This window comes from Scandinavium sp. UTDF21-P1B (genome assembly GCF_040750395.1).
Lineage (GTDB): Bacteria > Pseudomonadota > Gammaproteobacteria > Enterobacterales > Enterobacteriaceae > Scandinavium.
Genome location: NZ_JBFLVD010000017.1, coordinates 1 through 26,512, shown reverse-complemented (window position 1 = coordinate 26,512; position 26,512 = coordinate 1). Strand labels below are relative to the sequence as shown.

The 26,512-nt window shown below is 56.3% G+C and carries 24 protein-coding genes and 2 pseudogenes; 15 read left to right on the top strand and 11 right to left on the bottom strand.

Annotated elements, in window-relative coordinates; genetic code table 11:
- Positions 1-46: 46 nt before the first annotated feature.
- On the top strand, positions 47-1,567 hold the full coding sequence (gene mglA, locus AB1287_RS14375) for a galactose/methyl galactoside ABC transporter ATP-binding protein MglA (RefSeq protein WP_312627016.1): 1,521 nt from the start codon (positions 47-49) through the stop codon (positions 1,565-1,567).
- A gap of 15 nt (positions 1,568-1,582) precedes the next feature.
- Positions 1,583-2,593, top strand: a complete 1,011-nt coding sequence (mglC, locus tag AB1287_RS14370) for a galactose/methyl galactoside ABC transporter permease MglC (RefSeq protein ID WP_312627014.1) — start codon at positions 1,583-1,585, stop codon at positions 2,591-2,593.
- Positions 2,594-2,662: 69 nt separating this feature from the next.
- Here the strand turns inward: mglC and AB1287_RS14365 are convergent, their stop codons facing one another.
- The 5 genes from AB1287_RS14365 to AB1287_RS14345 all read right to left on the bottom strand — a co-directional run bounded on the left by AB1287_RS14365 (position 2,663) and on the right by AB1287_RS14345 (position 6,528).
- Complete coding sequence (locus tag AB1287_RS14365) at positions 2,663-3,580, bottom strand: SIR2 family protein (protein ID WP_435618216.1); 918 nt, start codon at positions 3,578-3,580, stop codon at positions 2,663-2,665.
- Positions 3,580-4,302 carry an outer membrane permeability protein SanA gene (gene sanA, locus AB1287_RS14360; RefSeq protein ID WP_435618215.1) on the bottom strand — a complete coding sequence of 241 codons (723 nt, stop codon included), beginning with the start codon at positions 4,300-4,302 and terminating at the stop codon, positions 3,580-3,582. Before sanA ends, AB1287_RS14365 begins: the two co-directional genes overlap by 1 nt.
- A 122-nt stretch (positions 4,303-4,424) precedes the next feature.
- Positions 4,425-5,309 (bottom strand): cytidine deaminase, encoded by an 885-nt coding sequence (cdd, locus tag AB1287_RS14355; RefSeq protein WP_435618214.1) that lies wholly within the window; start codon positions 5,307-5,309, stop codon positions 4,425-4,427.
- A gap of 125 nt (positions 5,310-5,434) precedes the next feature.
- Positions 5,435-6,130: a CidB/LrgB family autolysis modulator gene (locus AB1287_RS14350; protein ID WP_435618213.1), complete on the bottom strand. Its 696-nt coding sequence runs from the start codon at positions 6,128-6,130 to the stop codon at positions 5,435-5,437.
- A complete protein-coding gene (locus tag AB1287_RS14345; protein ID WP_435618212.1) occupies positions 6,127-6,528 on the bottom strand; it encodes a CidA/LrgA family protein in 402 nt (133 codons plus the stop codon). The genes AB1287_RS14350 and AB1287_RS14345 overlap by 4 nt, the downstream gene beginning before the upstream one ends.
- Before the next feature lie 222 nt (positions 6,529-6,750).
- Here AB1287_RS14345 and dusC point away from each other — a divergent pair, with 222 nt between their 5' ends.
- Entirely contained in the window at positions 6,751-7,698 is a 948-nt protein-coding gene (gene dusC, locus AB1287_RS14340; RefSeq protein WP_312627004.1) for a tRNA dihydrouridine(16) synthase DusC, read from the top strand.
- Positions 7,699-7,705: 7 nt separating this feature from the next.
- Here the strand turns inward: dusC and AB1287_RS14335 are convergent, their stop codons facing one another.
- On the bottom strand, positions 7,706-8,440 hold the full coding sequence (locus tag AB1287_RS14335) for a class I SAM-dependent methyltransferase (RefSeq protein WP_312627003.1): 735 nt from the start codon (positions 8,438-8,440) through the stop codon (positions 7,706-7,708).
- Positions 8,441-8,666: 226 nt separating this feature from the next.
- Here AB1287_RS14335 and mdtQ point away from each other — a divergent pair, with 226 nt between their 5' ends.
- Together mdtQ and AB1287_RS14325 are read left to right on the top strand one after the other, a co-directional pair.
- Entirely contained in the window at positions 8,667-10,106 is a 1,440-nt protein-coding gene (mdtQ, locus tag AB1287_RS14330; protein WP_435618211.1) for a multidrug resistance outer membrane protein MdtQ, read from the top strand.
- A gap of 118 nt (positions 10,107-10,224) precedes the next feature.
- Positions 10,225-10,938 (top strand): annotated as a pseudogene (locus AB1287_RS14325) (SDR family oxidoreductase).
- Positions 10,939-10,950: 12 nt separating this feature from the next.
- Here AB1287_RS14325 and AB1287_RS14320 read toward each other — a convergent pair.
- Positions 10,951-11,517, bottom strand: a complete 567-nt coding sequence (locus AB1287_RS14320) for a DedA family protein (RefSeq protein ID WP_312627000.1) — start codon at positions 11,515-11,517, stop codon at positions 10,951-10,953.
- A gap of 165 nt (positions 11,518-11,682) precedes the next feature.
- On the opposite strand from AB1287_RS14320, the gene AB1287_RS14315 reads away from it, so the two are divergent.
- Entirely contained in the window at positions 11,683-12,270 is a 588-nt protein-coding gene (locus tag AB1287_RS14315) for a Yip1 family protein (protein WP_312626998.1), read from the top strand.
- A gap of 176 nt (positions 12,271-12,446) precedes the next feature.
- A complete protein-coding gene (gene pbpG / locus AB1287_RS14310; RefSeq protein WP_435618210.1) occupies positions 12,447-13,394 on the top strand; it encodes a D-alanyl-D-alanine endopeptidase in 948 nt (315 codons plus the stop codon).
- 102 nt (positions 13,395-13,496) lie between these two features.
- Here the strand turns inward: pbpG and AB1287_RS14305 are convergent.
- Both AB1287_RS14305 and dld read right to left on the bottom strand, forming a co-directional pair.
- A pseudogene (locus tag AB1287_RS14305) lies at positions 13,497-14,050 on the bottom strand (N-acetyltransferase family protein).
- A gap of 96 nt (positions 14,051-14,146) precedes the next feature.
- Positions 14,147-15,910, bottom strand: coding sequence for a D-lactate dehydrogenase (gene dld, locus AB1287_RS14300; protein ID WP_435618209.1), 1,764 nt, complete (start codon positions 15,908-15,910; stop codon positions 14,147-14,149).
- Between the two features lie 211 nt (positions 15,911-16,121).
- Here dld and bglX point away from each other — a divergent pair, with 211 nt between their 5' ends.
- The 5 genes from bglX (at position 16,122) to AB1287_RS14275 (ending at position 22,368) form a co-directional block, all read left to right on the top strand.
- On the top strand, positions 16,122-18,419 hold the full coding sequence (gene bglX / locus AB1287_RS14295; protein WP_435618208.1) for a beta-glucosidase BglX: 2,298 nt from the start codon (positions 16,122-16,124) through the stop codon (positions 18,417-18,419).
- 217 nt (positions 18,420-18,636) lie between these two features.
- The gene (locus AB1287_RS14290; RefSeq protein WP_435618207.1) at positions 18,637-19,545 is read left to right on the top strand and encodes a glycine betaine ABC transporter substrate-binding protein OsmF; all 909 of its coding nucleotides are present in this window, start codon (positions 18,637-18,639) and stop codon (positions 19,543-19,545) included.
- 4 nt (positions 19,546-19,549) lie between these two features.
- Positions 19,550-20,707 carry an ABC transporter permease gene (locus AB1287_RS14285; RefSeq protein ID WP_435618206.1) on the top strand — a complete coding sequence of 386 codons (1,158 nt, stop codon included), beginning with the start codon at positions 19,550-19,552 and terminating at the stop codon, positions 20,705-20,707.
- Positions 20,700-21,647, top strand: a complete 948-nt coding sequence (locus tag AB1287_RS14280; RefSeq protein WP_435618205.1) for an ABC transporter ATP-binding protein — start codon at positions 20,700-20,702, stop codon at positions 21,645-21,647. Before AB1287_RS14285 ends, AB1287_RS14280 begins: the two co-directional genes overlap by 8 nt.
- A complete protein-coding gene (locus tag AB1287_RS14275) occupies positions 21,631-22,368 on the top strand; it encodes an ABC transporter permease (protein ID WP_435618204.1) in 738 nt (245 codons plus the stop codon). Before AB1287_RS14280 ends, AB1287_RS14275 begins: the two co-directional genes overlap by 17 nt.
- Here AB1287_RS14275 and AB1287_RS14270 read toward each other — a convergent pair.
- Entirely contained in the window at positions 22,343-22,456 is a 114-nt protein-coding gene (locus tag AB1287_RS14270; RefSeq protein WP_097161866.1) for a protein YohO, read from the bottom strand. The genes AB1287_RS14275 and AB1287_RS14270 overlap by 26 nt on opposite strands.
- 59 nt (positions 22,457-22,515) lie before the next feature.
- A complete protein-coding gene (gene mlrA, locus AB1287_RS14265) occupies positions 22,516-23,247 on the bottom strand; it encodes an HTH-type transcriptional regulator MlrA (RefSeq protein WP_435618203.1) in 732 nt (243 codons plus the stop codon).
- A gap of 211 nt (positions 23,248-23,458) precedes the next feature.
- Here mlrA and AB1287_RS14260 point away from each other — a divergent pair, with 211 nt between their 5' ends.
- The 3 genes from AB1287_RS14260 to AB1287_RS14250 are packed head-to-tail and all read left to right on the top strand — an operon-like array spanning position 23,459 to position 26,384.
- The gene (locus AB1287_RS14260; protein WP_435618202.1) at positions 23,459-25,147 is read left to right on the top strand and encodes a LytS/YhcK type 5TM receptor domain-containing protein; all 1,689 of its coding nucleotides are present in this window, start codon (positions 23,459-23,461) and stop codon (positions 25,145-25,147) included.
- A complete protein-coding gene (gene btsR / locus AB1287_RS14255) occupies positions 25,141-25,866 on the top strand; it encodes a two-component system response regulator BtsR (RefSeq protein ID WP_435618201.1) in 726 nt (241 codons plus the stop codon). The genes AB1287_RS14260 and btsR overlap by 7 nt, the downstream gene beginning before the upstream one ends.
- A 47-nt stretch (positions 25,867-25,913) precedes the next feature.
- Positions 25,914-26,384 (top strand): DUF1456 family protein, encoded by a 471-nt coding sequence (locus tag AB1287_RS14250; RefSeq protein ID WP_312626978.1) that lies wholly within the window; start codon positions 25,914-25,916, stop codon positions 26,382-26,384.
- The last annotated feature ends 128 nt before the right edge of the window (positions 26,385-26,512 follow it).

Here is a 26,512-nt window from a genome sequence, read left to right as displayed (position 1 = left end):
GCTGGATGGTCAGCACGGGAAAACATTCGCGCAGCCAGGGTTAACTATGGTCAGCAATAAAACAGAATCGTCAGGCGAATACTTGTTGGAAATGAGCGGTATCAACAAGTCATTTCCCGGCGTTAAAGCGCTCGATAATGTTAATTTGAAAGTCCGTCCTCACTCTATTCATGCTTTAATGGGGGAGAACGGCGCGGGCAAATCAACATTATTAAAATGTTTGTTTGGGATCTACCAAAAAGATTCCGGTAGCATTATTTTTCAGGGTAAAGAGATCGATTTCCACTCCGCCAAAGAAGCACTGGAAAACGGTATTTCGATGGTACACCAGGAGTTAAACCTGGTTCTCCAGCGTTCAGTTATGGATAACATGTGGCTCGGCCGTTATCCGAACAAAGGTATGTTTGTCGATCAGGACAAAATGTACCGTGATACCAAAGCGATTTTCGACGAGCTGGATATTGATATCGATCCGCGCGCCCGCGTGGGAACATTATCCGTCTCGCAAATGCAGATGATTGAAATTGCGAAAGCATTCTCCTATGACGCCAAAATCGTCATTATGGATGAACCGACTTCTTCCTTAACGGAAAAAGAGGTCAATCACCTGTTTAAAATTATCCGTAAGCTGAAAGAGCGTGGCTGCGGCATTGTGTATATCTCGCACAAAATGGAAGAGATCTTCCAGCTGTGTGATGAAATCACCGTTCTGCGCGACGGGCAGTGGATTGCCACTCAGCCGCTGGAAGGGCTGGATATGGACAAGATCATCGCCATGATGGTAGGCCGTTCATTGACTCAGCGCTTCCCGGAAAAACACAACACGCCGGGTGAAACCATTCTCGAAGTGCGTAACCTGACCTCGCTGCGACAGCCTTCGATTCGTGACGTTTCGTTTGACCTGCGCAAAGGGGAAATCCTCGGCATCGCCGGGCTGGTTGGCGCGAAGCGTACCGACATCGTGGAAACGCTGTTCGGCATTCGTGAGAAATCTGGCGGCACGATTATGCTGCACGGCAAAAAGATTAATAACCACAGCGCCAACGAAGCCATCAACCACGGCTTTGCGCTGGTGACGGAAGAGCGCCGCTCCACCGGGATCTACGCCTATCTGGATATCGGCTTTAACTCGCTGATTTCCAATATTAAGAAATATAAAGGTAAAGTCGGTCTGCTGGATAATTCCCGGATGAAGAGTGATACCCAGTGGGTCATTGACTCAATGCGTGTAAAAACGCCGGGACATCACACGCAAATTGGTTCGCTGTCAGGCGGTAACCAACAAAAAGTCATTATTGGACGCTGGTTATTAACCCAGCCGGAAATTTTAATGCTTGATGAACCGACGCGCGGGATCGACGTTGGCGCCAAGTTTGAAATTTATCAGCTGATTGCGGAGCTGGCGAAAAAAGAGAAGGGGATCATTATTATCTCTTCTGAAATGCCTGAGCTGCTGGGTATTACCGACCGTATTCTGGTGATGAGTAACGGCCAGGTCGCCGGGATCGTTGACACTAAAACTACCACGCAGAACGAAATTTTACGTCTTGCGTCTTTGCACCTTTAAGATCAGGGGCTCCTCATGAGTGCGTTAAATAAAAAAAGCTTTCTCACTTATCTGAAAGAGGGCGGTATTTACGTCGTTCTTTTAGTCTTACTGGCCATTATTATTTTCCAGGACCCCACGTTCTTAAGTCTGCTGAACCTGAGTAATATCCTGACCCAGTCTTCCGTGCGTATTATTATCGCTCTCGGAGTGGCGGGTTTAATCGTAACGCAGGGTACCGACCTGTCTGCTGGCCGCCAGGTTGGTCTGGCTGCGGTTATCGCTGCAACCCTGCTACAGTCCGTCGATAACGCCAACAAGGTGTTCCCGGACCTGGCGACCATGCCAATTCCGCTGGTGCTGCTGATTGTCTGCGCTATCGGCGCGGTGATTGGTCTGGTGAACGGGATTATCATTGCTTACCTGAACGTGACGCCGTTTATTACCACGCTGGGTACGATGATCATCGTGTATGGCATCAACTCCCTCTATTACGATTTCGTGGGGGCGTCTCCGGTATCCGGTTTTGATTCGCACTTCTCGACGTTTACCCAAGGGTTTATTGCGCTCGGCAGCTTCCGTCTCTCGTACATCACGTTCTATGCGCTGATTGCCACGATTTTCGTCTGGATCCTGTGGAACAAGACTCGCTTCGGTAAAAACATCTTCGCTATCGGCGGTAACCCGGAAGCGGCACGCGTTTCAGGCGTCAACGTTGCCCTGAACCTGCTGATGATCTATGCGCTGTCCGGCGTGTTCTATGCCTTCGGCGGGATGCTGGAAGCCGGCCGTATCGGCTCGGCGACCAACAACCTCGGGTTTATGTACGAGCTGGATGCGATTGCAGCCTGCGTGGTGGGCGGTGTGTCGTTTAGCGGCGGGGTCGGTACCGTTATCGGCGTGGTGACGGGTGTTATCATCTTCACCGTCATCAACTACGGTCTGACGTATATCGGCGTGAACCCTTACTGGCAGTATATTATCAAGGGTGCGATCATCATCTTCGCCGTTGCGCTGGATTCCCTCAAATACGCGCGTAAAAAATAAGCTTTCTGTTTCATCCAAACCCGGCAGCGGAGTATCGTTGCCGGTTTTTTTATTTCCGCTCCCGCACTCTTATTCTTCAGCTTTCCGGATATCCCCAATCACAGCTGCATAATAGTGTTGTTCATCCTCTTTACTGCGCCTGAAATGCTGACCGAACGCCTTCCCGACGGTGACACCAACGCTCTCCAGCAGCGCAATTTTGGCGACGGTGGCCTTATCGTCCGCAAAGCAGGCGGGAAGGTAGTAAACAATCTGGTTATTAATCGACACGTTGTTACTTTTCAGCAATCGACAACGTTCGCGCCAGGTTAATAGCCACCAGAGATCGATTTCAACGAAATCCAGCGTCAGGCCGACGATATAAACGTTGCGACGGAAAAAGTTATCAATCCAGCTGAACTCATTTTCGGCAGTGGATAAACGGCGGATCAGCGGTTTGAGATCGTTAAACTCTGCTTTCGAATAGCTGCTGCCGGTCGCGGTGTAATTGCGCATGGCCTGTAAATAACCGCTGTAATGCTCGTAACCCAACGTAATGGATTGAGGGACATTAATGGCGCCATGAATATGCCAGATGAGTTTCTCATCAATCTGATGATGACGAAAAATACTGTATTTCTGCTCTTTGATAATACCGTTATTTTTTATTTCAGCGGCATTTACCAGGCAGCTTTCCAGGGTCAGATCGTAGTTGGTGGTCATGATGTTTCGGCAGCTGAGCGCCATCAGTTGCTGATGAATCTCATTTCCGGTAATCGTTTTAATTCTCTCGGCAATAAAGCGTTTGATGCTGTTTTCTGTTCGTTCGCTGTGCCGGGTTTTTAAAATGGTGAAATAGATTTCTTCGTAGGCGAGGGGGAAAGGCTTGTTCTGGGTATCAATTGTGATGCTGTATTTCTGGCTAAGGCTTTGCAGTACATCGGACCATGAATTGCCGTCGGTCAGATTGTTAATGCCATTCCCTACCAACAGCGCATAGTCGCCCATTACTCTTTCCTTTGTTTATCCTGGATTTCCAGCATTTGCTCAGGGGTGACTGCCGGATAACCCTGCGCATCTTCAGGGATTTCGTGCAGGGAAGGAATAGGCACCAGCGGGCCGAGGAAGCGCGGTTCGCGCTTGAACAGATAGAGATCCGCCAGCGCGCCAAAGCGGGCGCCAAACTCACGTACGCGCACGTTCCACATATCTTTCGGGGATGGCACCGCGTAGCACTGCGCCTGAATGCCCATATGCAGGGCGATAAACAGTGCGCGTTCACAATGGAAGCGTTGGGTGATGATGATGAAGTCGTTGGTGTCGAATACCTTGCGGGTGCGCACAATGGAGTCCAGCGTGCGGAAGCCTGCGTAATCGAGCACGATATCCGCCGGATCGACGCCTCCGGCAATCAAATCTTTACGCATCGTCATCGGTTCGTTATAGCTCTGGAGCGCGTTATCGCCGCTCAGCAGCAGGTAGTTGACCTTGCCGCTGTTATAGGCGTTCAGCGCGCCCTGAATGCGGTAGCGATAATACTGATTGATGACGCCGGTGCGGTAATACTTAGCGGTACCGAGTACCACGCCGACCTGACGATAGGGAAGATCCTGCAGCTCATCGTAGATATACGGCGCAGTTTTCCAGCTTATCCAGCGGTCAAGGCCGAGTGCGGTCAACAGCAGCAGGCCGATCAGGACTAACAGGCTGTATAACACGCGCTTTAACATGGACTTGACTCAGTGGTGGAAGAAGATTCACTCAGGCTACTGTACCCGAGGGGCAAGAGCAAGAAACCGCCGTTTAATTGGGGGGATTTTCATCAGTGCGGGCCTGAGCCCGCACGGTAAGATCAACCGAGGAGAACGCGGTCGATATTCTGGCAGCCAAGCGCCTTCAGGGTCGCTACGGTAGCATCCCACTGGATCAGAGGTGCATCCGCACGTTCGGCCAGCACCGCCCGCTGAATATCAGGATAGTCGTAACCGTTGAGGCTGAGCAGATTCAGTGCGCCCTGTAGCGGCGGCAGCGTTGGATTAAAGGCCGCATTTTCGGCATAGCTACCCGCGAAAATTGTGCCGTCGCGTAGCTCCAGCGCGACGCCGGAGGGTGACTGGCTGTACGGAGCATGACAGCGGTTCGCTGCCTGAATGGCGGCACGGGAAAGGGCATCGCCCTCCAGCGGATAGCCGTGATCCTGGGCATCCATCAGCAGGGTTTTGATCTCCAGATCTTTCGGGCCGAAGGCGTCCGGCAGATAGTCTTTCAACGTATGGGGTTCACGGCCCGGCAGATTGATTTGCAGTTCCAGCCCGCTGTTCAGCTCATTCATAAACTGACGACAGTGGCCGCACGGCGTGTAGTTGACGGTGATCGCCTTAAGGGCCTTTTCGCCGCGCAGCCAGGCGTGGCTGATAGCGCTTTGCTCGGCGTGAACGGTTTGCTGCATTGTCGCGCCAATAAATTCCATATTGCCGCCAAAATACCAGATGCCGCTCACGCCGCGCGCGATGGCGCCAACGTTAAAGTGCGAAAGGTCGGCCCGGGCACAGGCGGCGGCTAGCGGCAGCAGGGCAAAAGCCAGCGCGTCTTCGTCCAGTCCCGTGGCTGATTTCAGCTCAGAGACTTGCCCGGCGCTCAGCATGGCGGGGAAATGCGCATCAGCCAGCCATGGGGCGAGGGCCGTTTGCAGTTCCTCACTGAGTTGCGGGAAAGCAGAATGAAAACGTGGGTGCATGGCAATGGCCTCATTACAGGTTAAGGGATGACAGTGTACGGACCTGATAACGGCTAATGTGTGACTTAGATCTGACTTTTTATGCAACTAATGAAAATAGAATGAAGTTCGTGTGATGCGTCGCATTACCCAAACAGCGCCAGAATCACCGGGAACAGGAACGGGGCGAGCAGCGAGGTAATGATCCCGCAGATCACCAGCGCCAGTGAACTGAACGCGCCTTCCTGATAGTCGAGCTCCGCACAGCGCGAGGTACCTAAAGCGTGTGAGGCAGTCCCCATTGCCAGACCACGCGCCGCTTTTGTGTCAATTCGCATCAGGTTCAGCAGCGTGTGACCAAGCACCGCGCCAAGAATACCGACGAAAATCACGCACACGGCGCTGATAGCAGGGATACCGCCGATGCTGCCGCTGACGGCCATCGCAATCGGCGTCGTGACTGATTTCGGCATAACGGAAGCAGCAATTTCAGGCGTTGCTCCCATAAGCAGGGCGACCGCGGTGCCTGTGGTCATTGCCACTACGCTGCCGACAAAGCAGATGGTGATAATAGATTTCCAGCGGGCGCGGATCTGGTGCAGCTGCTCATAGAGTGGATAGGCCAGCGCCACCACCGCAGGCTGCAGCAGGTCGTTGAGAATTTTGCTGCCCTTGAAGTAATGATCGTAGGGAATGCCGGTGAGCAGTAAAAACGGAATGATCACCACCATCGCCACCAGCAGCGGGTTCAGCAGCGGCATCTTGAAGCGGGCTGCAAGACGGCGCGCGGCGAAGAATACGATAAGCGTCAACGGCAGGGACCACCAGATGTAGTGCATCATTTTTGCTCACCTTCTTTCTGACCGACCACCTTGCGTTCACCGTGGGCTATGTGTGAACTCCAGCTGACAACCAGCAGCACTACCAGCGTGCTGACCGCACAGGACACCACCACCGGGCCAAACTGCGCCCGCAGCACATCAAAGTACTGCATCACCCCGACGCCAATCGGCACGAACAGCAGCGCCATGTAGCGAATCAATACGTAGCAGCCGGGATTCACCCACTTCGCCGGCAGGATTTGCAGCGCCAACAGGACAAACAGAATCAGCATGCCGATGATGCTGCCGGGAATAGTGATGGGTAACAGTGATGCGATAAAAATACCGGCGTAGAGACAGGCGTAAATCAGCACGAAGGCCCGCAGATATTGCCAGATAATGTTCAGTGTTTTGCTCATGGTTCTCGCCCTTGATGAAACGCATTCATCATACAATTAAACCATGTAATGTGCTACCGATCACATCATGAATTCTGAGCATACAAAATATTCCGCAATGGCACGTCAGACAAACGACCAAAAAGCGTGAGAAATCTATGGCTTTCAGTGTAGTACATGAGGGGCTTCAAACCGGGCGATAACAACGCTACCATAGCGCCTCTTTTTTCTCCGGATACTGATATGCGTGTTCTGCTGGCGCCGATGGAAGGCGTGCTCGATTCACTGGTTCGTGGCCTGCTCACCGGGGTGAATGATTACGATCTTTGCATCACCGAGTTTCTGCGGGTGGTGGATCAGCTGCTGCCGGTAAAATCCTTCCATCGCCTGTGCCCTGAGTTGCTGAATGAGAGTCGGACAGCGTCCGGCACGCTGGTGCGCGTTCAGCTGCTGGGTCAGCATCCGCAGTGGCTTGCTGAAAACGCCGCCCGCGCGGTGGAGCTGGGCTCCTGGGGCGTCGATCTGAACTGCGGCTGTCCGTCGAAGGTGGTGAACGGCAGCGGCGGCGGCGCAACGCTGCTTAAAGATCCGGATTTAATCTATCGCGGCGCGAAGGCCATGCGTGAGGCCGTGCCCGCGCATTTGCCGGTGACGGTGAAAGTGCGCCTTGGCTGGGACAGCAGCGACCGTCAGTTTGAAATCGCCGATGCCGTGCAGCAGGCTGGCGCTACCGAGCTGGTCGTACATGGGCGCACGAAAGAGGATGGCTACAAGGCCGACAGAATCGACTGGCAGGCTATCGGCGAGATCCGCCGTCGGCTGTCGATCCCGGTGATTGCCAACGGCGAAATCTGGGACTGGCAAAGCGCCCAGGACTGTATGGCCGCGACGGGCTGCGATTCAGTGATGATCGGCCGCGGCGCGCTGAATATTCCCAACCTCAGCCGGGTGGTGAAATACAACGAGCCCCGCATGCCGTGGAACGACGTCACCGAACTGCTGCGCAAATACAGCCGTCTTGAAAAGCAGGGCGACACTGGCCTGTATCATGTGGCCCGCATTAAGCAGTGGCTCGGCTACCTGCGTAAAGAGTACGATGAGGCCACCACGTTGTTCACTACCATTCGCACCTTGCAGGATTCTACGTCCATTGCCGATGCCATTGAGCACTATGCACAACGTCAACCCTGAAAGAGCGTTAGCCTGGTTTATACGCGCTTAAGAGAAAGAGCATTGGACGCTCTTTTTCTTCACCGAGCGCCGGGTTGGCAGCGATCTGCGCTGCATCCGGCCCCCACTCATCAAGCTGCTCAATCACAAACCCGGCGGCAATCAGCGCATTAATCCACGTCGCGAGCTTGCGATGCTGCTTTTTCACGCCGTCGGCAAACCAGTTGCTGAGGCGCTCGCCCTCCTGCTGGTAATTCGCCACCGGCCAGATTTTCTGCCCGTCCTGCTCGAGGAACCAGCCTTGCTTCATCGCGGCGGTGAAAATCGGGTGCTCTGCGGAGAACACCAGCTTGCCGCCTGGCTTCAGCGCCTGAAACAGCACGGAAAACAGGCCGTCGATGTTTTGCAGGTAGTGCAGCGCCAGCGAGCTGTAGGCCAGATCAAGACTTTCAGATTTGAGCGTGAGCGTTTCCAGATCGGCCTGTTGATACGTAATACCCGTCTCCGGCGTCATCTCACGCGCTCTTGCCAGCATCTTTTCTGAGACATCAAGACCGAGCACGTGGGCCGCACCTTGCTGCTGCGCCCAGCGGCAAAACCAACCGTAGCCGCAGCCTAAATCCACGATCTGTTTGCCCTGAGGCGCTGGCAGCATCTGGCGCAGTGCAGGCCATTCAGGCGCGCCATCCAGCCCTTTGACCGAGCGATCGAGTGTTGCGTAACCGGCAAAAAATTGTGGATTATCATAGATGTTTTGCGTCATACCTTCTCCTTAATACGCCGTCACTGGCGCAGCGAGTATACCGGTTAGCGAGCGAGAAATATGGCAGTAATGGATGTCATCGAGCCTTCATTAATTGTGCAAACACTGTGGAGAAGCATGACGGGAGATGTCCAGGGCTTGCGTTTTATCGCGTGCCACGCTTTCCTAAACGTACCCCGCATTTTCATCATAGAATGCGCGTCCTCTACGAAAACAGACACACAACATGAAACGTACTGCTATTGTTGCGGCAATGCTCAGCCTGCCGCTTGCTGCCGTATTGTCCGGCTGCGCGCCGTCGCACGACACGGCCGCGCCTTTAAAACAGCAATTACCGGCTTCACAGATCGATAATGCCCTTCCGTTTGCCCTGCAAAACGGCTGGCCTCAGAGTCAGTGGTGGCTCGATTATCACGACACGCAGCTGAATCAGTTGATGACCAGCGCGCTCAGCAACGCGCCTGATATGCAGGTGGCGCAGCAGCGCGTTAAGCTGGCGGAAGCGCAGGCGAAAATGGCGCAGTCAGAGCTTGGCCCTGAGGTCGATTTTGGCACCAACGTTGAGCGCCAGAAAATGTCCGCCGAGGGCCTGATGGGGCCATTCGCATCCGACGAAGGCGGCAACACTGGCCCGTGGTACACCAACGGCACCATCGGTCTGACCGCAGGTTGGGATCTCGATCTCTGGGGTAAAAACCGGGCGCTGGTCCAGGCCCGCATCGGCACAGTGAAGGCGCGGGCAGCGGAGCTGGCGCAAACGCAACAGGTGCTGGCGAGCAGCGTGGCGCGTCTCTACTGGCAGTGGCAGACCGAAGCCGCCGTTAAGCAAGTGCTTGAGCAGGTAAAAACCGAGCAGAACAACATTATCTCCGTCGATAAAGCGCTCTATACCCGTGGGATCACTTCCTCCGTGGAAGGTGCGGAAAACGATATCAACGTCTCAAAAACCGATCAGCAGTTGACCGAAGTGGCGGGCAACATGAAAGAGATCGAGGCCCGGCTGATGGCGCTGACCAATAGCCAGAGCAGCAAACTGTCGCTGCATCCGGTAGCGTTGCCCGCGGTGAAAACCCGGATGCCAGCCTCCCTCGGCTATGAGCTGCTGGCCCGTCGCCCTGATCTACAGGAAGCGAACTGGTACATCCAGGCTTCGATGAGCGAAGTCGATGCCGCCAAAGCCGCGTTTTATCCGGATATCAACCTGATGGCCTTCCTGCAGCAGGATGCTCTGCACCTGAGCGATCTGTTCCGCCATTCCGCCAACCAGATGGGGATCACCGCCGGACTGACGCTGCCCATCTTCGACAGCGGTCGTCTGAATGCCAACCTGGACATCGCCGATGCGCAGCGCGATCTGTCCGTGGCGAATTACAATAAAGCGGTGGTCGATGCGGTCAATCAGGTGGCGAAAACTGCCAGCCAGGTGGAAACGCTGATGGAGAAAAACCAGCAACAGCAGCAGGTTATCAAAGACTCCGATCGCGTGGTGCAACAGGCGCAGGCGCGTCTGGCTGCGGGTATGCTTTCCGGATCGCAGATGAGCCTGGCGAAACTGCCCTCGTTGCAGGAACGCATGAACGCGCTGCACCTTCAGGGCCAGTGGGTGGACGCCAGCATTCAGCTCACCTCGGCGCTCGGCGGCGGCTACCACTACAGCGGAAAATAATCTCCTTCGCGTAGCCTTACCTATACTTACCTCCTGAGTTAACGCCAGGAGGTTTTTTATGTCCGCAAAAGTCGCAGTGGTGACCGCATCGGATTCCGGTATTGGCAAATAGTGCGCGATTCAGCTTGCGCGCAAAGGCTTTTCGCTGGGAGTAACGTGGCACTCGGATGAAGAGGGTGCGCGCCAGACCGTACAGGAGCTCACCTCTTTGGGCTGCCAGGCGCAGGCTATTTAGCTCGATCTGAGCCATTTGCCGGAGGGGGCCGAGGCCCTGGAGGTGCTGATTCAGCGGCTGGGGCGCATTGACGTGCTGGTCAACAACGCCGGGCGCATGACCAAAGCGTCAGTGCTCGATGTAACGCTCGACGACTGGCGGCAGACGTTCAGCGTGGACGTGGAAGGCGCGCTGCTCTGTTCACAAATTGCGGCGCGGCACATGATTGCGCAGGGTGAGGGCGGTCGCATCATCAACATCACCTCGGTTCATGAACACACGCCGTTGCCGCGGGCCAGCGCTTATACTGCTGCGAAGCATGCGCTGGGCGGGCTGACAAAATCGCTGGCGCTGGAGCTGGTGCAGCACAACATTCTGGTGAATGCGGTTGCGCCCGGCGCCATTGCCACGGCGATGAACAATTTGCAGGATGACGAGGTGAAACCGGGTTCAATGCCCAATATCCCAATCGCAAGGCCGGGCAAAACCGAAGAGATAGCCGGGATGGTGGCGTGGCTTTGCTCCGATGACGCCTCTTACGTCACCGGGCAATCGCTGATTGTGGATGGCGGCTTCATGCTCGTGAACCCGCAATTTTTAAACGAAAAGCAGCGATAAGAAACGGCGCCGCTACTGCGCTTTCCTGTCTTTTCGCCAGAACCAGACCCGCACGGCAATCACCGCCGCCACCACAATAATCAACCACGCCCAGTGCTTGAGGTGCTGATCGAGCTGATGTAGCCAGGGACCAATCACTTCGCCGCCGAGATAGCCGAGCGTGGTGAACAGCAGCGCCCACACCAGCGCGCCAAGAATGTTAAGCGGCAGAAAAATTTTCGGCGGCAGGCGGCTTGCGCCAATCAGCACCGGGCCAATCACCCGAAAGCCATACATAAAGCGCGTGCCGATCACAAACAGGTAAGGGCGATTCTGAATAAGCCGCTGTGCCTTCCCGATTTTTTTCTGGTGACGCGAAAAGCGTTTAATCAGGCGACCACCAAAGTGGCGTCCGAGCAGATAAAGCACCTGGTCGCCAATCATGCCGCCGAGCGCCACCGAGGCCACCACCAGCCAGAAACGCAGTAGTCCCTGATGAGCCGCCACGCCGCCAAGCAGCGTCACCGTTTCGCCTTCTGCCACCGCGCCGACAACCAGCGCGGCGTAGCCGTAATGGCTAATCAGACTATTAATATCCATGCTGGCTTTACCGCTCCCTGAAAATACAGTCCCTTAAGCATACACCTCTGAACCACAATCACCAGGCAACGGCCAGCGCAGGCTATTTTTGTGCAGGTCAAAATATAATCGCCAGTCTGCATTATACTTAAACGGTGCTGTACGAAGCCGTTAAGAGGGGGCTTTATGAATCATGTCTGGGGACTGTTCTCCCATCCCGATCGTGAAATGCATGTCATTCAGAGCGAAAACGAGTCCGTTTCGCACCATTATACCCACCATGTTCTGGCGATGGCTGCCGTACCGGTCGTCTGCGCCTTTATCGGCACCACCCAGCTTGGCTGGAATTTTGGTGACGGCACCACCGTCAAATTATCTCTGTTTACCGGTTTTGTGCTGGCGGTGCTGTTTTATGCGCTGATGCTTGCCGGGGTGGCGGTAATGGGGCGCGTCATCTGGTGGATGGCGCGAAACTATCCGCAAAGGCCGTCGCTGAAGCGCTGCATGGTGTTTGCGGGCTATGTCGCGACGCCAATCTTCCTGAGCGGCATCGTGGCGCTCTATCCGCTGGTCTGGCTTTGCGTACTGGTGGGCGCCGTGGCGCTCTGCTACACCGGATATCTGCTCTACATCGGCATTCCGACCTTCCTTGGCATTAATCGGGAAGAGGGGATGAGCTTTGCCAGTTCGACGCTCGCCATTGGTGTGTTGGTGCTGGAGGTTCTGCTTGCGCTGACCGTAGTGTTATGGGGTTATGGCTATCGTTTATTCTGAGTTAAACCATAGCTGGCGCTGATGACTTCAGCGCCAGCTATGCAGCATTTATTCACGATTATAGTGTGGCACGGGAAAGCTCTGACGCGGTATGATGCCGGAAATCGCGTTTGTCGATGTGCAAACCAACGCCCATGACATCATAACTTGCATAAATAATTACCAGACTCCTCACGATGCCAAAATTTCGAGTTTCTCTCCTCAGCCTCGTGCTGATGTTGTCCGTACCTTTTGCGCCAGCAGCGAGCGCAAAAACGGCTACCGCCGCCGTGGCGTCGCAGCCGGAAATTGCCTCCGGCAGTGCGATGATCGTCGATCTGAATAGCAACAAAGTGATCTACGCCAGCGAACCGGACCTGGTGCGCCCGATCGCGTCAATCACTAAGTTAATGACCGCGATGGTGGTACTGGATGCCCGTCTGCCGCTCGATGAAATGCTGAGCGTCGACATCAGTCAGACGCCGGAGATGAAAGGGATCTACTCCCGTGTACGCCTGAACAGCCATATCAGCCGTAAGAACATGCTGCTGCTGGCGCTGATGTCTTCGGAAAACCGTGCGGCGGCGAGCCTGGCGCATCATTATCCTGGCGGCTATGACGCGTTTATCCGCGCCATGAACGCCAAGGCGAAATCGCTCGGCATGACGCACACGCGTTACGTTGAGCCGACGGGCCTGTCGATTCATAACGTCTCGACCGCCCGCGATCTCACCAAACTGCTGATCGCCACCAAACAGTACCCGCTGATTGGCCAACTGAGCACCACCAAAGAAGATATGGCGACCTTCAGCAACCCGAACTACACCCTGCCGTTCCGTAACACTAACCATCTCGTGTACCGCGAAAACTGGAATATCCAGCTGACGAAAACCGGCTTTACCAACGCCGCGGGCCACTGCCTGGTGATGCGCACGGTAATGAACAACCGCCCGGTGGCGATGGTGGTGATGGATGCCTTTGGGAAATACACGCACTTCGCGGATGCCAGCCGTCTGCGCACCTGGATTGAAACCGGCAAAGTGATGGCGGTACCGCCTGCGGCGCTGGCGTATAAGAAGCAGAAAGAGGCGCAGATGGAGAACGCTATCCAGAATGCGTCACAGCAGATAGCGCAGGCCGATTGATTGACGGTTGTTGTTGCCCGGCGGCGCTGACGCTTGCACGGGCCTACATGAATCAGCATCCTTTGTAGGCCCGGCAAGCTTTGCGCCGCCGGGCAAGGTAGGTTACTCCGGCAGCGTCCAGTCACCGTCGTTGAGGGGGCGCTGCACAATCAACGTATCCCGCCAGTCACCCAGCTTATAGCCGACGCTGCGTAGCTTCCGGCCACTTCAAAGCCGTGCTTTGTGTGCAACCGCAGCGAGCCTGAATTGTTATTTCCGTCGCCAATGACCGCGATCATCTGCCGCCATGGCCCTTGTTCACAAAGCTCAATTAAGCGTGCCAGCAGTGAGCTGCCCACGCCGCGTCCGGTCATACTGGCGTCGACGTAGATGGATTCTTCAATAGTATAGCGATAGGCCGGGCGAGGGCGGTACAGCGTGGCGTAGGAATAGCCAACGATGATGCCGCGATACAGCGCCACCAGCCACGGTAAACCCTGCTCGTCGACGAGCAGCATGCGTTCACGCATTTCGTCGACGGATGGCGGTACCTCTTCGAAAGAGGCCCGTCCGTTTAACACATGCCAGGCGTACAGGGCGGCAATCGCATGCGCATCGTCCCGGTTTGCTTCGCGAATTTCCACCTCTGTGCCATATAACACATCAACCGCTGACATGATGTTAACTCCCCAGTTTGCCGGGCCAGAGAAATGTTTCTCTGACCGTTTTGTGGCTACTGTAATCGGAGTCAAGCATCAATACACTACCACCCCTTAATTCAGGTGGGCTTTTGCATCAGTTACGCTATTGGCATCTTCCGGCACGACAGCTTCACCCCAGAATTTCTGCTTACTGGTTTTACCAATACCGGGATTCATGCTGTTTGTAGGGTCATTCTCACGATAAAACTGTTTTAAACTCTCGGCGGCTTCATAAAGATGGCCGACGTTGTGTTCGGCAGGATATTGTGCGCCGCGCTCGCGGAGCAGGGCAAGCATTTGCTCCTTCAGCGCATGGGCGTCCACGCCTTTCTTCACGATGTAATCCTGGTGGAACACGTGGCACATAAAGTGCCCGTAATAGAGCTTATGGGTAAGCTGGCTGGCAATTTCCGGCGGCAGTTGTTCAAACCACTCGGTATCGTTGCGGCGCAGGGCAATGTCCAGCGCCAGAATGTCTTCCACTTCGTCTGAGTGTACCGCCTGGTAGCGAATTGCCGCGCCAGCCGCTGCGAAACGATGCAGAAACGCCTTGCTGCCTTCCTCCGGCGTACAGGCGAAGAACGCCCCTTCGGCGTTTTTAAAGAACCCGGTGAGCCAGCTCTGTGCTTCGTCGATGCCTTCACCGGCCATCTTCAGCATTAAATGGTGCTCGTACTGGTTACGGTAGCTTTTCATTCGCTCCGGCAGGTGCGCCGGGAAGGCGTGGCCGAGCTTCTGCATAAAGCGGTCGGTGAAGTGCGGTTTGAACAGCGGCACTTTTTCCAGCATTGCGTCGGTGCGGCCTTTCATGGTGAAGAAGAACGGCATTTTATCGGTGCCGAGCTTATCAATCATCAGGAAGGTATCTTTGCCGTACTGTTCCGCGATGTCGTAGATATCACGATGCATGTATTCCCCGGCTACTGGCAGATTGGCAAAGTTTGCCAGCATATGGCGGCGAATTTCCGTCAGCACGGCAGGCTGATTGGTGCCAATGTAAAACACCTGCTGGCGCTTTTCGGCTTCGAAAGTATCCAGGCGGACGGCAAACACAGCGAGCTTCCCGGCGCAGCCGGAAGATTCAAACAGACGTTCCGGATCCGCGTTATAGCGCGCCGGGGTGTCGGCATCGACGTCGCGAACGCGGGTCACATAATCGTGATCGTGAGCGTGGCGTCCATCGTGCTTCACGTCGCTATCTTTCACACGATCGTCATCCAGCTTGCTGAGGATCTGCTCCGGAGTTTCACCGAGGCTGATACCCAGATGGTTCACCAGCTGAAGTTTGCCTTCCTCGTTGATGCGGGCGAACAGAGACATCTCCGTGTAGGCCGGGCCGCGCTGCACCAGCGATCCGCCTGAGTTGTTGCAGATCCCACCTATCACCGACGCACCAATGCACGACGAGCCGATCACCGAATGCGGTTCGCGCCCGAAAGGCTTGAGCGCTTTTTCCAGCGAATAGAGCGTGGTGCCCGGAAACGCCAGCACCTGCTGGCCGTTGTCGAGCAGATGCAGTTTGTCCAGACGCAGGGTGCTGATAATCACAATCTGGCGGTCGTAGTCGTTGCCGCTCGGCGTGGAGCCTTCGGTCAGGCCGGTGTTGGCCGCCTGCATGAGAATGATTTTATCGGCCTGCACGCAGGCGCTCAGCACTCGCCAGAGTTCTAATAGTGTGCCAGGAAAGACGACGGCGAGCGCATCGCCGTGCCCGGAGCGGAAGCCTTTGCGATAGCGAGCGGTTTTTGCCGGGTCGGTCAGCAGGTGCGAATGGCCCACCAGGCGGGTCAGTTCGGCCAGAAAAGCGGTGTTATCGTTTGTTGTTGTGGAAGACATCTTCTCACTCCTTGTGATGAGGAAAGTGTGGTGAGGCGCTTTTGCGTGTCACAAGGATAGCGCTTTGTGCGCTGAGGGTGTGCAGGAATTCGGTGAAAAATCAGAGTATCACCTCAGCTTTATACATGCAGGCCGTACAGGCTTATGGCAAACTGCTGTTTTTGGCGCGCTTTTGCCGCGATACCCGGCCCGTTGAGAGAGTGAATATACGATGAAATGGCTTTGTTCTGTAGGTGTTGCCGTCAGCCTTGCGCTGCAGCCGGCAATGGCCGATGAGATGTTCGGTAACCATCCTCTGACACCACAGGCGCGGGATGCGTTTGTCACCGCCCTGCTGAAGAAAATGACCGTCGATGAGAAAATCGGCCAGCTGCGCCTGATAAGCGTGGGCCCGGATAACCCGAAAGAAGCCATCCGTGAGATGATCAAAGACGGTCAGGTCGGCGCGATTTTCAACACCGTGACCCGACAGGACATTCGCGCCATGCAGGATCAGGTGATGCAGCTCAGCCGCCTGAAAATTCCTCTTTTCTTCGCCTACGACGTGGTTCACGGCCAGCGTACGGTGTTCCCAATTAGCCTTGGCCTGGCGTCCTCCTTTAACCTCGATGCGGTGCGCACCGTGGGTCGCATCTCAGCTTATGAAGCTGCTGACGATGGCCTGAACATGACCTGGGCACCGATGGTTGACGTCTCGCGCGATCCGCGCTGGGGCCGTGCGTCCGAAGGCTTTGGTGAAGACACTTATCTGACTTCGATGATGGGTAAAACCATGGTCGAAGCGATGCAGGGTAAAAGCCCGGCAGAACGCTATTCGGTGATGACCAGCGTCAAACACTATGCGGCCTATGGTGCGGTCGAAGGCGGCAAAGAGTACAACACCGTCGACATGAGCCCACAGCGTCTGTTCAACGACTACATGCCGCCTTACAAAGCAGGCCTGGATGCGGGCAGCGGCGGCGTAATGGTGGCGCTGAACTCTCTGAACGGCACACCCGCGACATCCGACTCGTGGCTGCTGAAAGACGTGCTGCGTAAAGAGTGGGGCTTCAAGGGCATCACGATTTCCGATCACGGCGCTATCAAAGAGCTGATCAAACACGGTACGGCTTCAGATCCGGCGGATGCGGTTCGCGTGGCGCTGAAAGCCGGGATCGACATGAGCATGAGCGATGAGTACTACAGCAAATATCTGCCGGATCTGATTAAGAGCGGCAAAGTGACGATGGCGGAAGTCGATGATGCCACCCGCCACGTGCTGAACGTTAAATACGATATGGGTCTGTTCAACGATCCGTACAGCCACCTGGGGCCGAAAGAGTCTGACCCGCAGGACACCAATGCCGAAAGCCGCCTGCATCGTCAGGATGCGCGTGAAGTTGCACGTGAAAGCCTGGTATTGCTGAAAAACCGTCTCGACACGCTGCCGCTGAAAAAATCCGGCACCATTGCCGTGGTTGGTCCTCTGGCCGACAGCCAGCGCGACGTCATGGGCAGCTGGTCCGCAGCGGGCGTAGCGGCACAGTCCGTACCGGTGCTGGCAGGCATCAAATCTGCGGTCGGCGATAGCGCGAAAGTGATTTATGCCAAAGGCGCTAACGTCACCAACGATAAAGATATCGTCACTTTCCTCAACCAGTACGAAGAGGCGGTGAAGGTCGATCCGCGTTCACCGCAGGCGATGATTGATGAAGCGGTGGCAGCGGCGAAGCAGTCTGATGTTGTCGTGGCCGTGGTGGGCGAAGCGCAGGGCATGGCGCATGAGGCGTCCAGCCGCACCGAAATCAGCATTCCGCAGAGCCAGAAGGATTTGATTGCCGCGCTGAAAGTAACCGGCAAACCGCTGGTGCTGGTGCTGATGAACGGTCGTCCGCTGACGCTGGTGCAGGAAGATCAGCAGGCAGACGCCATTCTGGAAACCTGGTTTGCGGGCACCGAAGGCGGTAACGCCATTGCCGACGTGCTGTTTGGCGACTACAACCCGTCAGGCAAGCTGCCGATGTCCTTCCCGCGCTCCGTGGGGCAAATCCCGACCTACTACAGCCACCTGAACACGGGCCGTCCGTACAACGCCGACAAGCCGAACAAATACACCTCCCGTTACTTCGATGAAGCCAACGGCCCGCTCTATCCGTTTGGTTATGGTCTGAGCTACACCACCTTCAGCGTGTCTGACGTCAAAATGTCGTCGCCAACACTCAAGCAGGGTGGAAAAGTCACCGCCAGCGTGGACGTCACCAACACCGGCAAGCGCGAAGGGGCGACCGTGATGCAGATGTACGTGCAGGACGTGACCGCGTCAATGAGCCGTCCGGTGAAACAGCTGCGTGGCTTTGAGAAGGTGACGCTGAAGCCGGGTGAAACCCGCACAGTGAGCTTCCCGATTGACGTCGATGCGCTGAAGTTCTGGAACCAGCAGATGAAGTACGCCGCCGAGCCGGGCAAATTTAACGTCTTTATCGGCGTTGATTCTGCCCGCGTGAAGCAGGGCGAGTTCGAACTGCAATAAATCGTTTATGCCGGGCGGCAGTTATGCTGCCCGGTCTGCAATTTCTTCAATGCCCGCAGGCCCGTGCAGGCGTAGCGCCACCGGGCAAATCCCTTCCAGTCTTGCCGCTTCGCTTAAAAGTCACTTTCTAATTCCACTTTTAAGATTTCGTAATCCCGATTCCTGGACTATCTTTTTACTCTAACGCCCTGAAAATACAGTCTCGAGAGGAATAAGAATGATCATCAAAACGTGGAGTATTGCGGGGGCGCTGCTGCTTGCTGCTACCGCTCAGGCAGCCGAGCCGGTGAAAGTCGGCTCAAAAATTGATACCGAAGGCGCGCTGCTCGGTAATATCATTTTGCAGGTACTGGACAGCCATGGCGTGAAAACAGTGAACAAAGTGCAGCTGGGCACCACGCCTGTCGTGCGCGGGGCGATCACTTCCGGTGAGCTGGATATCTATCCGGAATACACCGGCAACGGCGCGTTCTTCTTCAAAGATGAAAACGATCCGGCGTGGAAAAACGCGACCCAGGGCTACGAGAAAGTGAAAAAGCTCGATGCCGAGCAGAACAAGCTGGTGTGGCTGACGCCAGCGCCGGCGAATAACACCTGGACCATCGCCGTGCGTCAGGATCTGGCTGAAAAGAACAAGCTGACGTCGCTTACGGATCTGGGTGCTTACCTGAAGAAAGGCGGCACCTTCAAGCTTGCCGCCTCGGCAGAATTCATTGAGCGTCCGGATGCGCTGCCCGCCTTCGAAAAAGCCTATGACTTCAAACTCGATCAGGCTCAGCTGCTCTCTCTGGCTGGCGGTGATACTGCTGTGACCATCAAAGCGGCAGCGCAGCAAACCTCTGGCGTAAATGCGGCGATGGCCTACGGCACCGATGGCCCGGTGGCAGCGCTGGGTCTGCAGACGCTGACGGACCCGAAAGGCGTACAGCCTATTTATGCCCCAACGCCGGTGGTGCGTGAGGCGGTGCTGAAAGCCTATCCGCAGCTCCCGGAATGGCTGAAGCCGGTATTTGAGAAGCTTGATGAAAAAACGCTGCAAAAGCTCAATGCCAGCATTGCGGTAGAGGGGCTTGAGGCGAAGAAAGTGGCCGCTGACTGGCTGAAACAACAGGGGCTGGTGAAGTAAATTCGTGCGAATATCCTGTCAAAATCGTGTGCTGCTGCTGTTGGTGCTGATTGCACTGGTGGCTGCAGCCCTGCCGTTTGTGAATTACGCGCCTAACCGGCTGGTCTCCGGAGAAAGCCGTCAGCTGTGGCAAATTTGGGCGTTCCCGCCTGCGCTGTTGCTGCTGATACCGCTTGGTTTAGCAGGCCTGAGCCTGCTGCCGGGTCGGGCGGCGTTGGCGATCACGCTGCTGGTTTCTCAACTCCTGTTTATTACCCTGCTGTGGAGCGGTGGGAAAGCGGCGAGCTTTCTTGCACAAACCGGCAGCCCGTTGGCGCGCACGTCGCCCGGCAGCGGGCTGTGGCTCTGGCTTGCCGTGACGCTGCTAATTTGCAGCGATGCCATTCGCCGCCTGACGCCGGGTTCCGCATGGCGTTGGCTGCTGAACGCACAGATCTGGATCCTGCCGGTGGCGCTGCTGTGGTCCGGCGAGCTGGATTCGCTGTCGCTGATGAAAGAGTATTTCAACCGTCAGGACGTCTTTGACAGCGCGCTCACGCAGCACCTGATTCTGCTGTTCGGTACGCTGCTGCCCGGCCTGCTTCTCGGCGTGCCGATTGGGCTGTGGTGCTGGCGTCATCCGCAGCGGCAAACCCGCGTTTTTACCGTCCTTAACATTATTCAGACGATCCCCTCGGTGGCGCTATTCGGGCTTCTGATTGCGCCGCTGGCGGGCCTGGTGAAGCATTTTCCGTGGCTCTCTTCGTGGGGCATCGGTGGGACGGGACTCACGCCTGCGCTGATTGCTCTGGTGCTTTATGCGCTGCTGCCGCTGGTGCGCGGCGTGGTGGCGGGTATGCAGCAGGTCGCCGCCGAGGTGATGGAAAGTGCCGCCGCCATGGGCATGAGCCCGGCGCAGCGCTTCTGGAAAGTGCAGCTGCCGCTGGCCCTGCCGGTGCTGCTGCGCAGCCTGCGGGTAGTGACGGTGCAGACGGTCGGTATGGCGGTTGTCGCAGCGCTGATTGGCGCGGGCGGTTTTGGGTCTCTGGTGTTCCAGGGCCTGCTCAGCAGCGCGCTTGATTTAGTCCTGCTCGGCGTGATCCCGGTGATTGCCCTGGCGGTTGTGGTGGATGCGCTGTTCAGCCTGTGGATAGCCTTACTCGGGGGAGAAACCCATGATTGAATTTCAGCAGGTGAGCAAAATCTTTGACGGTAAAGCGGCGGTGAAAAACCTCGATCTGCATCTGAAAGAGGGCGCGTTTTCCGTGCTGATTGGCACCTCGGGCTCCGGTAAGTCCACTACCCTGAAGATGATTAACCGCCTGGAAGAGCACGATCGCGGCACCATTCGTTTTGCCGGGGAAGATATTCGCCAGCTGCCGGTGCTGGCGCTGCGCCGCCGGATGGGATACGCCATTCAGTCCATCGGCCTGTTCCCACACTGGACGGTGGCGCAGAATATCGCCACCGTGCCGCAGCTGCAAAAATGGACGAAGGCGCGCATCAACGATCGCATCGACGAGCTGATGGCGCTGTTGGGGCTGGAAGCCACAATGCGCGACCGCTTACCCCATCAGCTTTCCGGCGGGCAGCAGCAGCGCGTGGGCGTGGCGAGGGCGCTGGCAGCCGATCCTGAAGTGTTGCTGATGGATGAACCCTTTGGCGCACTCGACCCGGTCACCCGCGGGGCACTTCAGCAGGAGATGCGCCGCATTCATCAACTGCTGGGCCGCACGATCGTGCTGGTTACCCATGACATCGACGAAGCTCTGCGCCTGGCCGACCATCTGGTGCTGATGGATAACGGTGAAGTGGTGCAGCAGGGCACGCCGCTGTCGATGCTGACCTCGCCGGAAAATGATTTTGTCCGTGAATTTTTTGGTCGCAGCGAGCTGGGCGTGCGCCTTCTTTCGCTGCGCGGCGTGGGCGACTATGTTCGTTCGGAGGAGAAAATCCCCGGGGAACCTCTTAAAGCGTCAATGTCGTTACGAGAGGCGCTGTCGCTGTTTGTGGCGCGACGCAGTGAGGCTCTGCCGGTTATTAACGACGATGGCACGCCGCGCGGAACGCTGCATTTTGCCGATCTACTGCGAGGGGAGGTGACGGGTGAAGATCGTCCGTGATCCGCTAATCTGGCTTTTTGTGCTGTTTATCGCGCTGCTGATGCTGATGCCCTACAGCGGGCCGCTGTTCGGCATGCTGTTTCCGGAGCTGCCTCGCCCGCTTTATCAGCAGCAGAGCTTCTGGTCGCTGACGCTGGCCCACTTTGGGCTGGTAGGGGTATCGAGCCTGATTGCAACGGTGATTGGCGTCGGGGCAGGGATTGCCGTCACGCGTCCGGCCGGACGTGAATTCCGCTCGCTGGTGGAGACCATTGCTGCGATGGGGCAAACTTTTCCGCCCGTCGCGGTGCTGGCGATTGCCGTACCGGTTATGGGATTTGGCCGGGAACCGGCGGTGATTGCGTTAATTCTCTACGGCGTGCTGCCGGTTTTACAGGGAACGCTGGCGGGGCTGGCATCTGTGCCGTCCGGCGTCGTCACCGTGGCGCAGGGAATGGGCATGAACGGCTGGCAGCGGCTGCTGAAAGTGGAGCTGCCGCTGGCGGCACCGGTGATGATTGCCGGGATCCGCACTTCCGTTATCGTCAACATTGGCACCGCGACGATTGCCTCTACGGTCGGGGCCAACACGCTGGGCACGCCGATAATCATTGGCCTCAGCGGCTTTAATACGGCTTATGTGATTCAGGGGGCGGTGCTGGTAGCGCTTGCGGCCATTCTGGTGGATCGCGCGTTTGAGCGCCTGGCAAACGTGGTCAGCCGACACCGCCGCGAACGATAAACGAGTAGCCCGCAAGCATCACGCCGCTGATGCCGCCGATGGCCATCAGAACGAAAAGGGTGATCACAGCCAGTTTGGCAGGTTTCATCATGTGCTCCTTATGTTAATCGGGTGATTATACGGTGAAGCACGCTTGTTAATGAACCCCTAATTTCCCAGCCGCAGCACGTTTAGCCCCTGTGCGCGCCACTGCTGCAGCTGTTCCTGCTGACCTGCGGTGGACGTATCACCGCACCACACCAGCAGGGTCTGGCCGTCGAAAAGCTCCGGGCGAAGCTGCTGAAGTGAGTGGGCAAGGACGTCGACTCTCCAGCCCTGTTCGCAGGCGACCCAGCCTTCCAGCCACAGCCGGGTGGTATCCGTAATATTCCAGCCAATCACCAGCGCATCGCGGCCCTGGCGTTTACGTGCCGACGCCATGCACACCGAAATGTAATTGATGAGCACGCCATCAAGGACGCTGAGCAGCGCCTGAAGCGTGGGCTGAGAGCTTTGAAGACGCAGGCGAAGGGGAATAAACAGGTGGGTGACCAGCATTTGTGCGGGATAGTCTCGTCCGCGCTCTTTGATCCATAATCGCAGCCGGTTGAGGTTGCCGCTCTGCAAAAATCTTAGCAGCGTTTCCTGATGCTCACGCCAGCCGCTTTGCTGTTCGGCCGATCCTTCAGTGAGCAGGGTTTTGACTTTACTGACCTGCACGCCGGTGTCTATCCAGCGTTTAATTTCACGAATTCTGTCGATGTCATTATCGTTGAACAACCGATGCCCGCCGTCGGTTCGCTGGGGTTTCAGCAGTCCATAGCGTCGTTGCCACGCACGCAGCGTGACCGGATTGATATCGCACAGCAAAGCCACTTCACCGATTGTGTAAAGCGCCATGTCTCACCTCAGCTCGCGCATCCCCATCATAACTGTAGACGGAGTTCGTCGAACCAGGAAAATATGAGCGTTTTTTGTTCAGAAATGCCGCGGGCGGAGAGGAAAAAGTGTGATCGTTGGCGGGGAATTTACGTTTTGCCTGAGGCGTCAAGGAAACGGCAGACCGTAACCTGTATGTTACGCGCTGTCATGGGTTATGTGGTCTGCGGTTATGTACGAGTTTAATCTGGTGTTGCTGCTGCTTCAGCAGATGTGCGTGTTTCTGGTTATCGCCTGGTTGATGAGCAAAACGCGCCTGTTCATTCCCTTAATGCAGGTCACCGTCCGTCTGCCCCATAAGCTGCTGTGCTATGTCACCTTCTCCATCTTTTGCATTATGGGCACTTATTTTGGGCTGCATATTGAGGATTCCATCGCCAACACGCGTGCCATCGGCGCGGTAATGGGGGGGCTGCTCGGCGGCCCGGTTGTTGGCGGGCTTGTTGGGTTAACCGGCGGTTTGCACCGCTATTCAATGGGCGGCATGACGGCGCTCAGCTGCATGGTGTCGACCATCGTTGAAGGGTTACTCGGCGGCCTGGTCCATAGCGTGCTGGTCCGCCGCGGACGCAGCGATAAAGTCTTTAACCCGTTTACGGCAGGGGCCATCACGTTCGTTGCCGAAATGGTGCAGATGGCCATCATTTTGCTGATTGCCCGCCCGTTCAACGATGCGCTGCATCTGGTGCAAAGCATCGCCGCGCCGATGATGGTGACCAATACCGTTGGCGCAGCGCTGTTTATGCGTATCCTGCTCGATAAACGGGCGATGTTTGAGAAGTATACCTCGGCGTTTTCCGCCACTGCGCTGAAGGTGGCGGCTTCGACGGAAGGGATTTTGCGCCAGGGATTCAACGAAGAGAACAGCATGCGAGTCGCGCAGGTGCTGATTCAGGAGCTGGATATCGGTGCGGTTGCCATTACCGATCGCGACAGGCTGCTGGCCTTTACCGGTATCGGCGACGATCACCATCTGCCCGGCAAACCGATTTCCTCAAGCTATACCCTGAAAGCCATCGAAAGCGGGGAAGTGGTCTACGCCGATGGCAATGAAGTGCCGTATCGTTGCTCAATTCATCCGCACTGCAAGCTGGGGTCAACGCTGGTCATTCCGCTGCGGGGGGAAAACCAACGCGTGATTGGCACCATTAAGCTTTATGAAGCCAAAAACCGTCTGTTCAGCTCCATTAACCGCACGCTGGGCGAAGGCATTGCTCAGCTGCTGTCGGCACAAATTCTCGCCGGGCAGTACGAGCGGCAAAAAGCGTTGCTGACCCAGTCGGAAATCAAGCTGCTGCATGCGCAGGTCAACCCGCACTTCCTGTTTAACGCGCTCAATACCCTCAAAGCGGTGATTCGCCGCGACAGCGAGCAGGCCGGGCAGCTGGTGCAGTATCTCTCAACGTTCTTTCGCAAGAACCTCAAGCGGCCCTCCGAGATAGTCACCCTCGCGGATGAAATCGATCACGTGAACGCCTATCTGCAAATCGAGAAGGCCCGATTCCAGACCCGGCTCCAGGTGCATATCAACGTACCGCCTGCGCTGGCTCACCATCAGCTGCCCGCTTTTACGCTCCAGCCCATTGTCGAAAATGCCATTAAACACGGTACGTCGCAGCATTTGGGTATCGGTGAAATCACTCTCCAGGCAAGGCTCGATCAGCGCTGGCTGTGGCTCGAGATTGAGGATAATGCCGGGCTGTATCAGCCTAATCCGCAGGCCAGCGGGCTGGGGATGAATCTGGTGGATAAACGTCTGCGGGCGCGTTTTGGCGAGGAGTGTGGCATGACGGTCACCTGCGAGCCCGAGCGCTTCACCCGTATCACCCTGCGACTGCCCGTGGAGGAAAACGCATGCTAAAAGTGCTGATCGTCGACGATGAGCCGCTGGCGCGGGAAAACCTGCGCATTCTGCTGGAGAAACAGGCGGATATCGACATCGTGGGAGAATGCGATAACGCCGTTGAGGGCATTGGCGCGGTACATCGCCTGCGGCCTGACGTGGTGTTCCTCGACATTCAGATGCCGCGGATCAGCGGCCTGGAGATGGTCGGCATGCTTGATCCTGAGCATCGCCCGTGGGTGGTTTTCCTGACCGCCTTCGATGAATATGCGGTGAAAGCTTTTGAAGAACACGCGTTCGACTACTTGCTCAAGCCGATTGAGGAATGTCGACTGGAGAAAACGCTGGGCCGCCTGCGCCAGGAGCTGCATCGCCATCAGCAGGATTTGTCCGTGTTTGGCGAAAGCCAGCAGCCGCTGAAGTTTATTCCCTGCACCGGGCACAGCCGGATCTGGCTGCTGCAAATGGAAGATGTGGCGTTTGTCAGCAGCCGGCTGAGCGGCGTGTACGTTACGGACGGTGAAGGAAAAGAGGGCTTCACCGAGCTGACGCTTCGCACGCTTGAAAGCCGTACGCCGCTGCTGCGCTGCCATCGCCAGCATCTGGTGAACATGTCGCATTTGAAAGAGATTCGCCTGGAAGACAACGGCCAGGCAGAGCTGGTGCTGCGCGCCGGTCAGACGGTGCCGGTGAGCCGCCGCTACCTGAAAAGCCTGAAAGAGGCGTTAGGGCTGTAAAGCTGGTACACTTCGCGCAAATCGCATCATCGACAGCTGAAGGTTTTATGGTAAGCAATGATATTCTGCGCAGCCTGCGCTACACCCTGAAATGCAACAACAACGACATGGTCCGTATCCTGGCGCTGGCCGATATGGAATCCACCTCTGCGGGCTTCGACACCTGGATGACCAAAGAGGATGAAGAGGGCTTCGTGCGCTGCCCGGATATTATTCTGTCCGGTTTTCTGAACGGCCTCATTTATGATAAACGCGGCAAAGATGAGTCTGCGCCGGAGCTGGCGCTTGAGCGTCGCATCAACAACAACACGGTACTTAAGAAGCTGCGCATCGCGTTTTCGCTGAAGACCGATGACATTCTGGCGATAATGACCGAGCAAAAATTCCGCGTATCGATGCCGGAAATTACGGCGATGATGCGTGCGCCGGACCATAAAAACTATCGCGAATGCGGCGACCAGTTCCTGCGCTATTTCCTGCGCGGGCTGACCAACCGGGTGCATAACCCGAAGGCGTGATTTTTGCCCGGCGGCGCTGCGCTTGCACGAGCCTACGGGTTTTGTAGGCCGGGTAAGGCGAAGCCGCCACCCGGAAATAAATGCCATAAAAAAAGCCGGAGAGTTCTCTAATGCTGGTCACTTAAGGT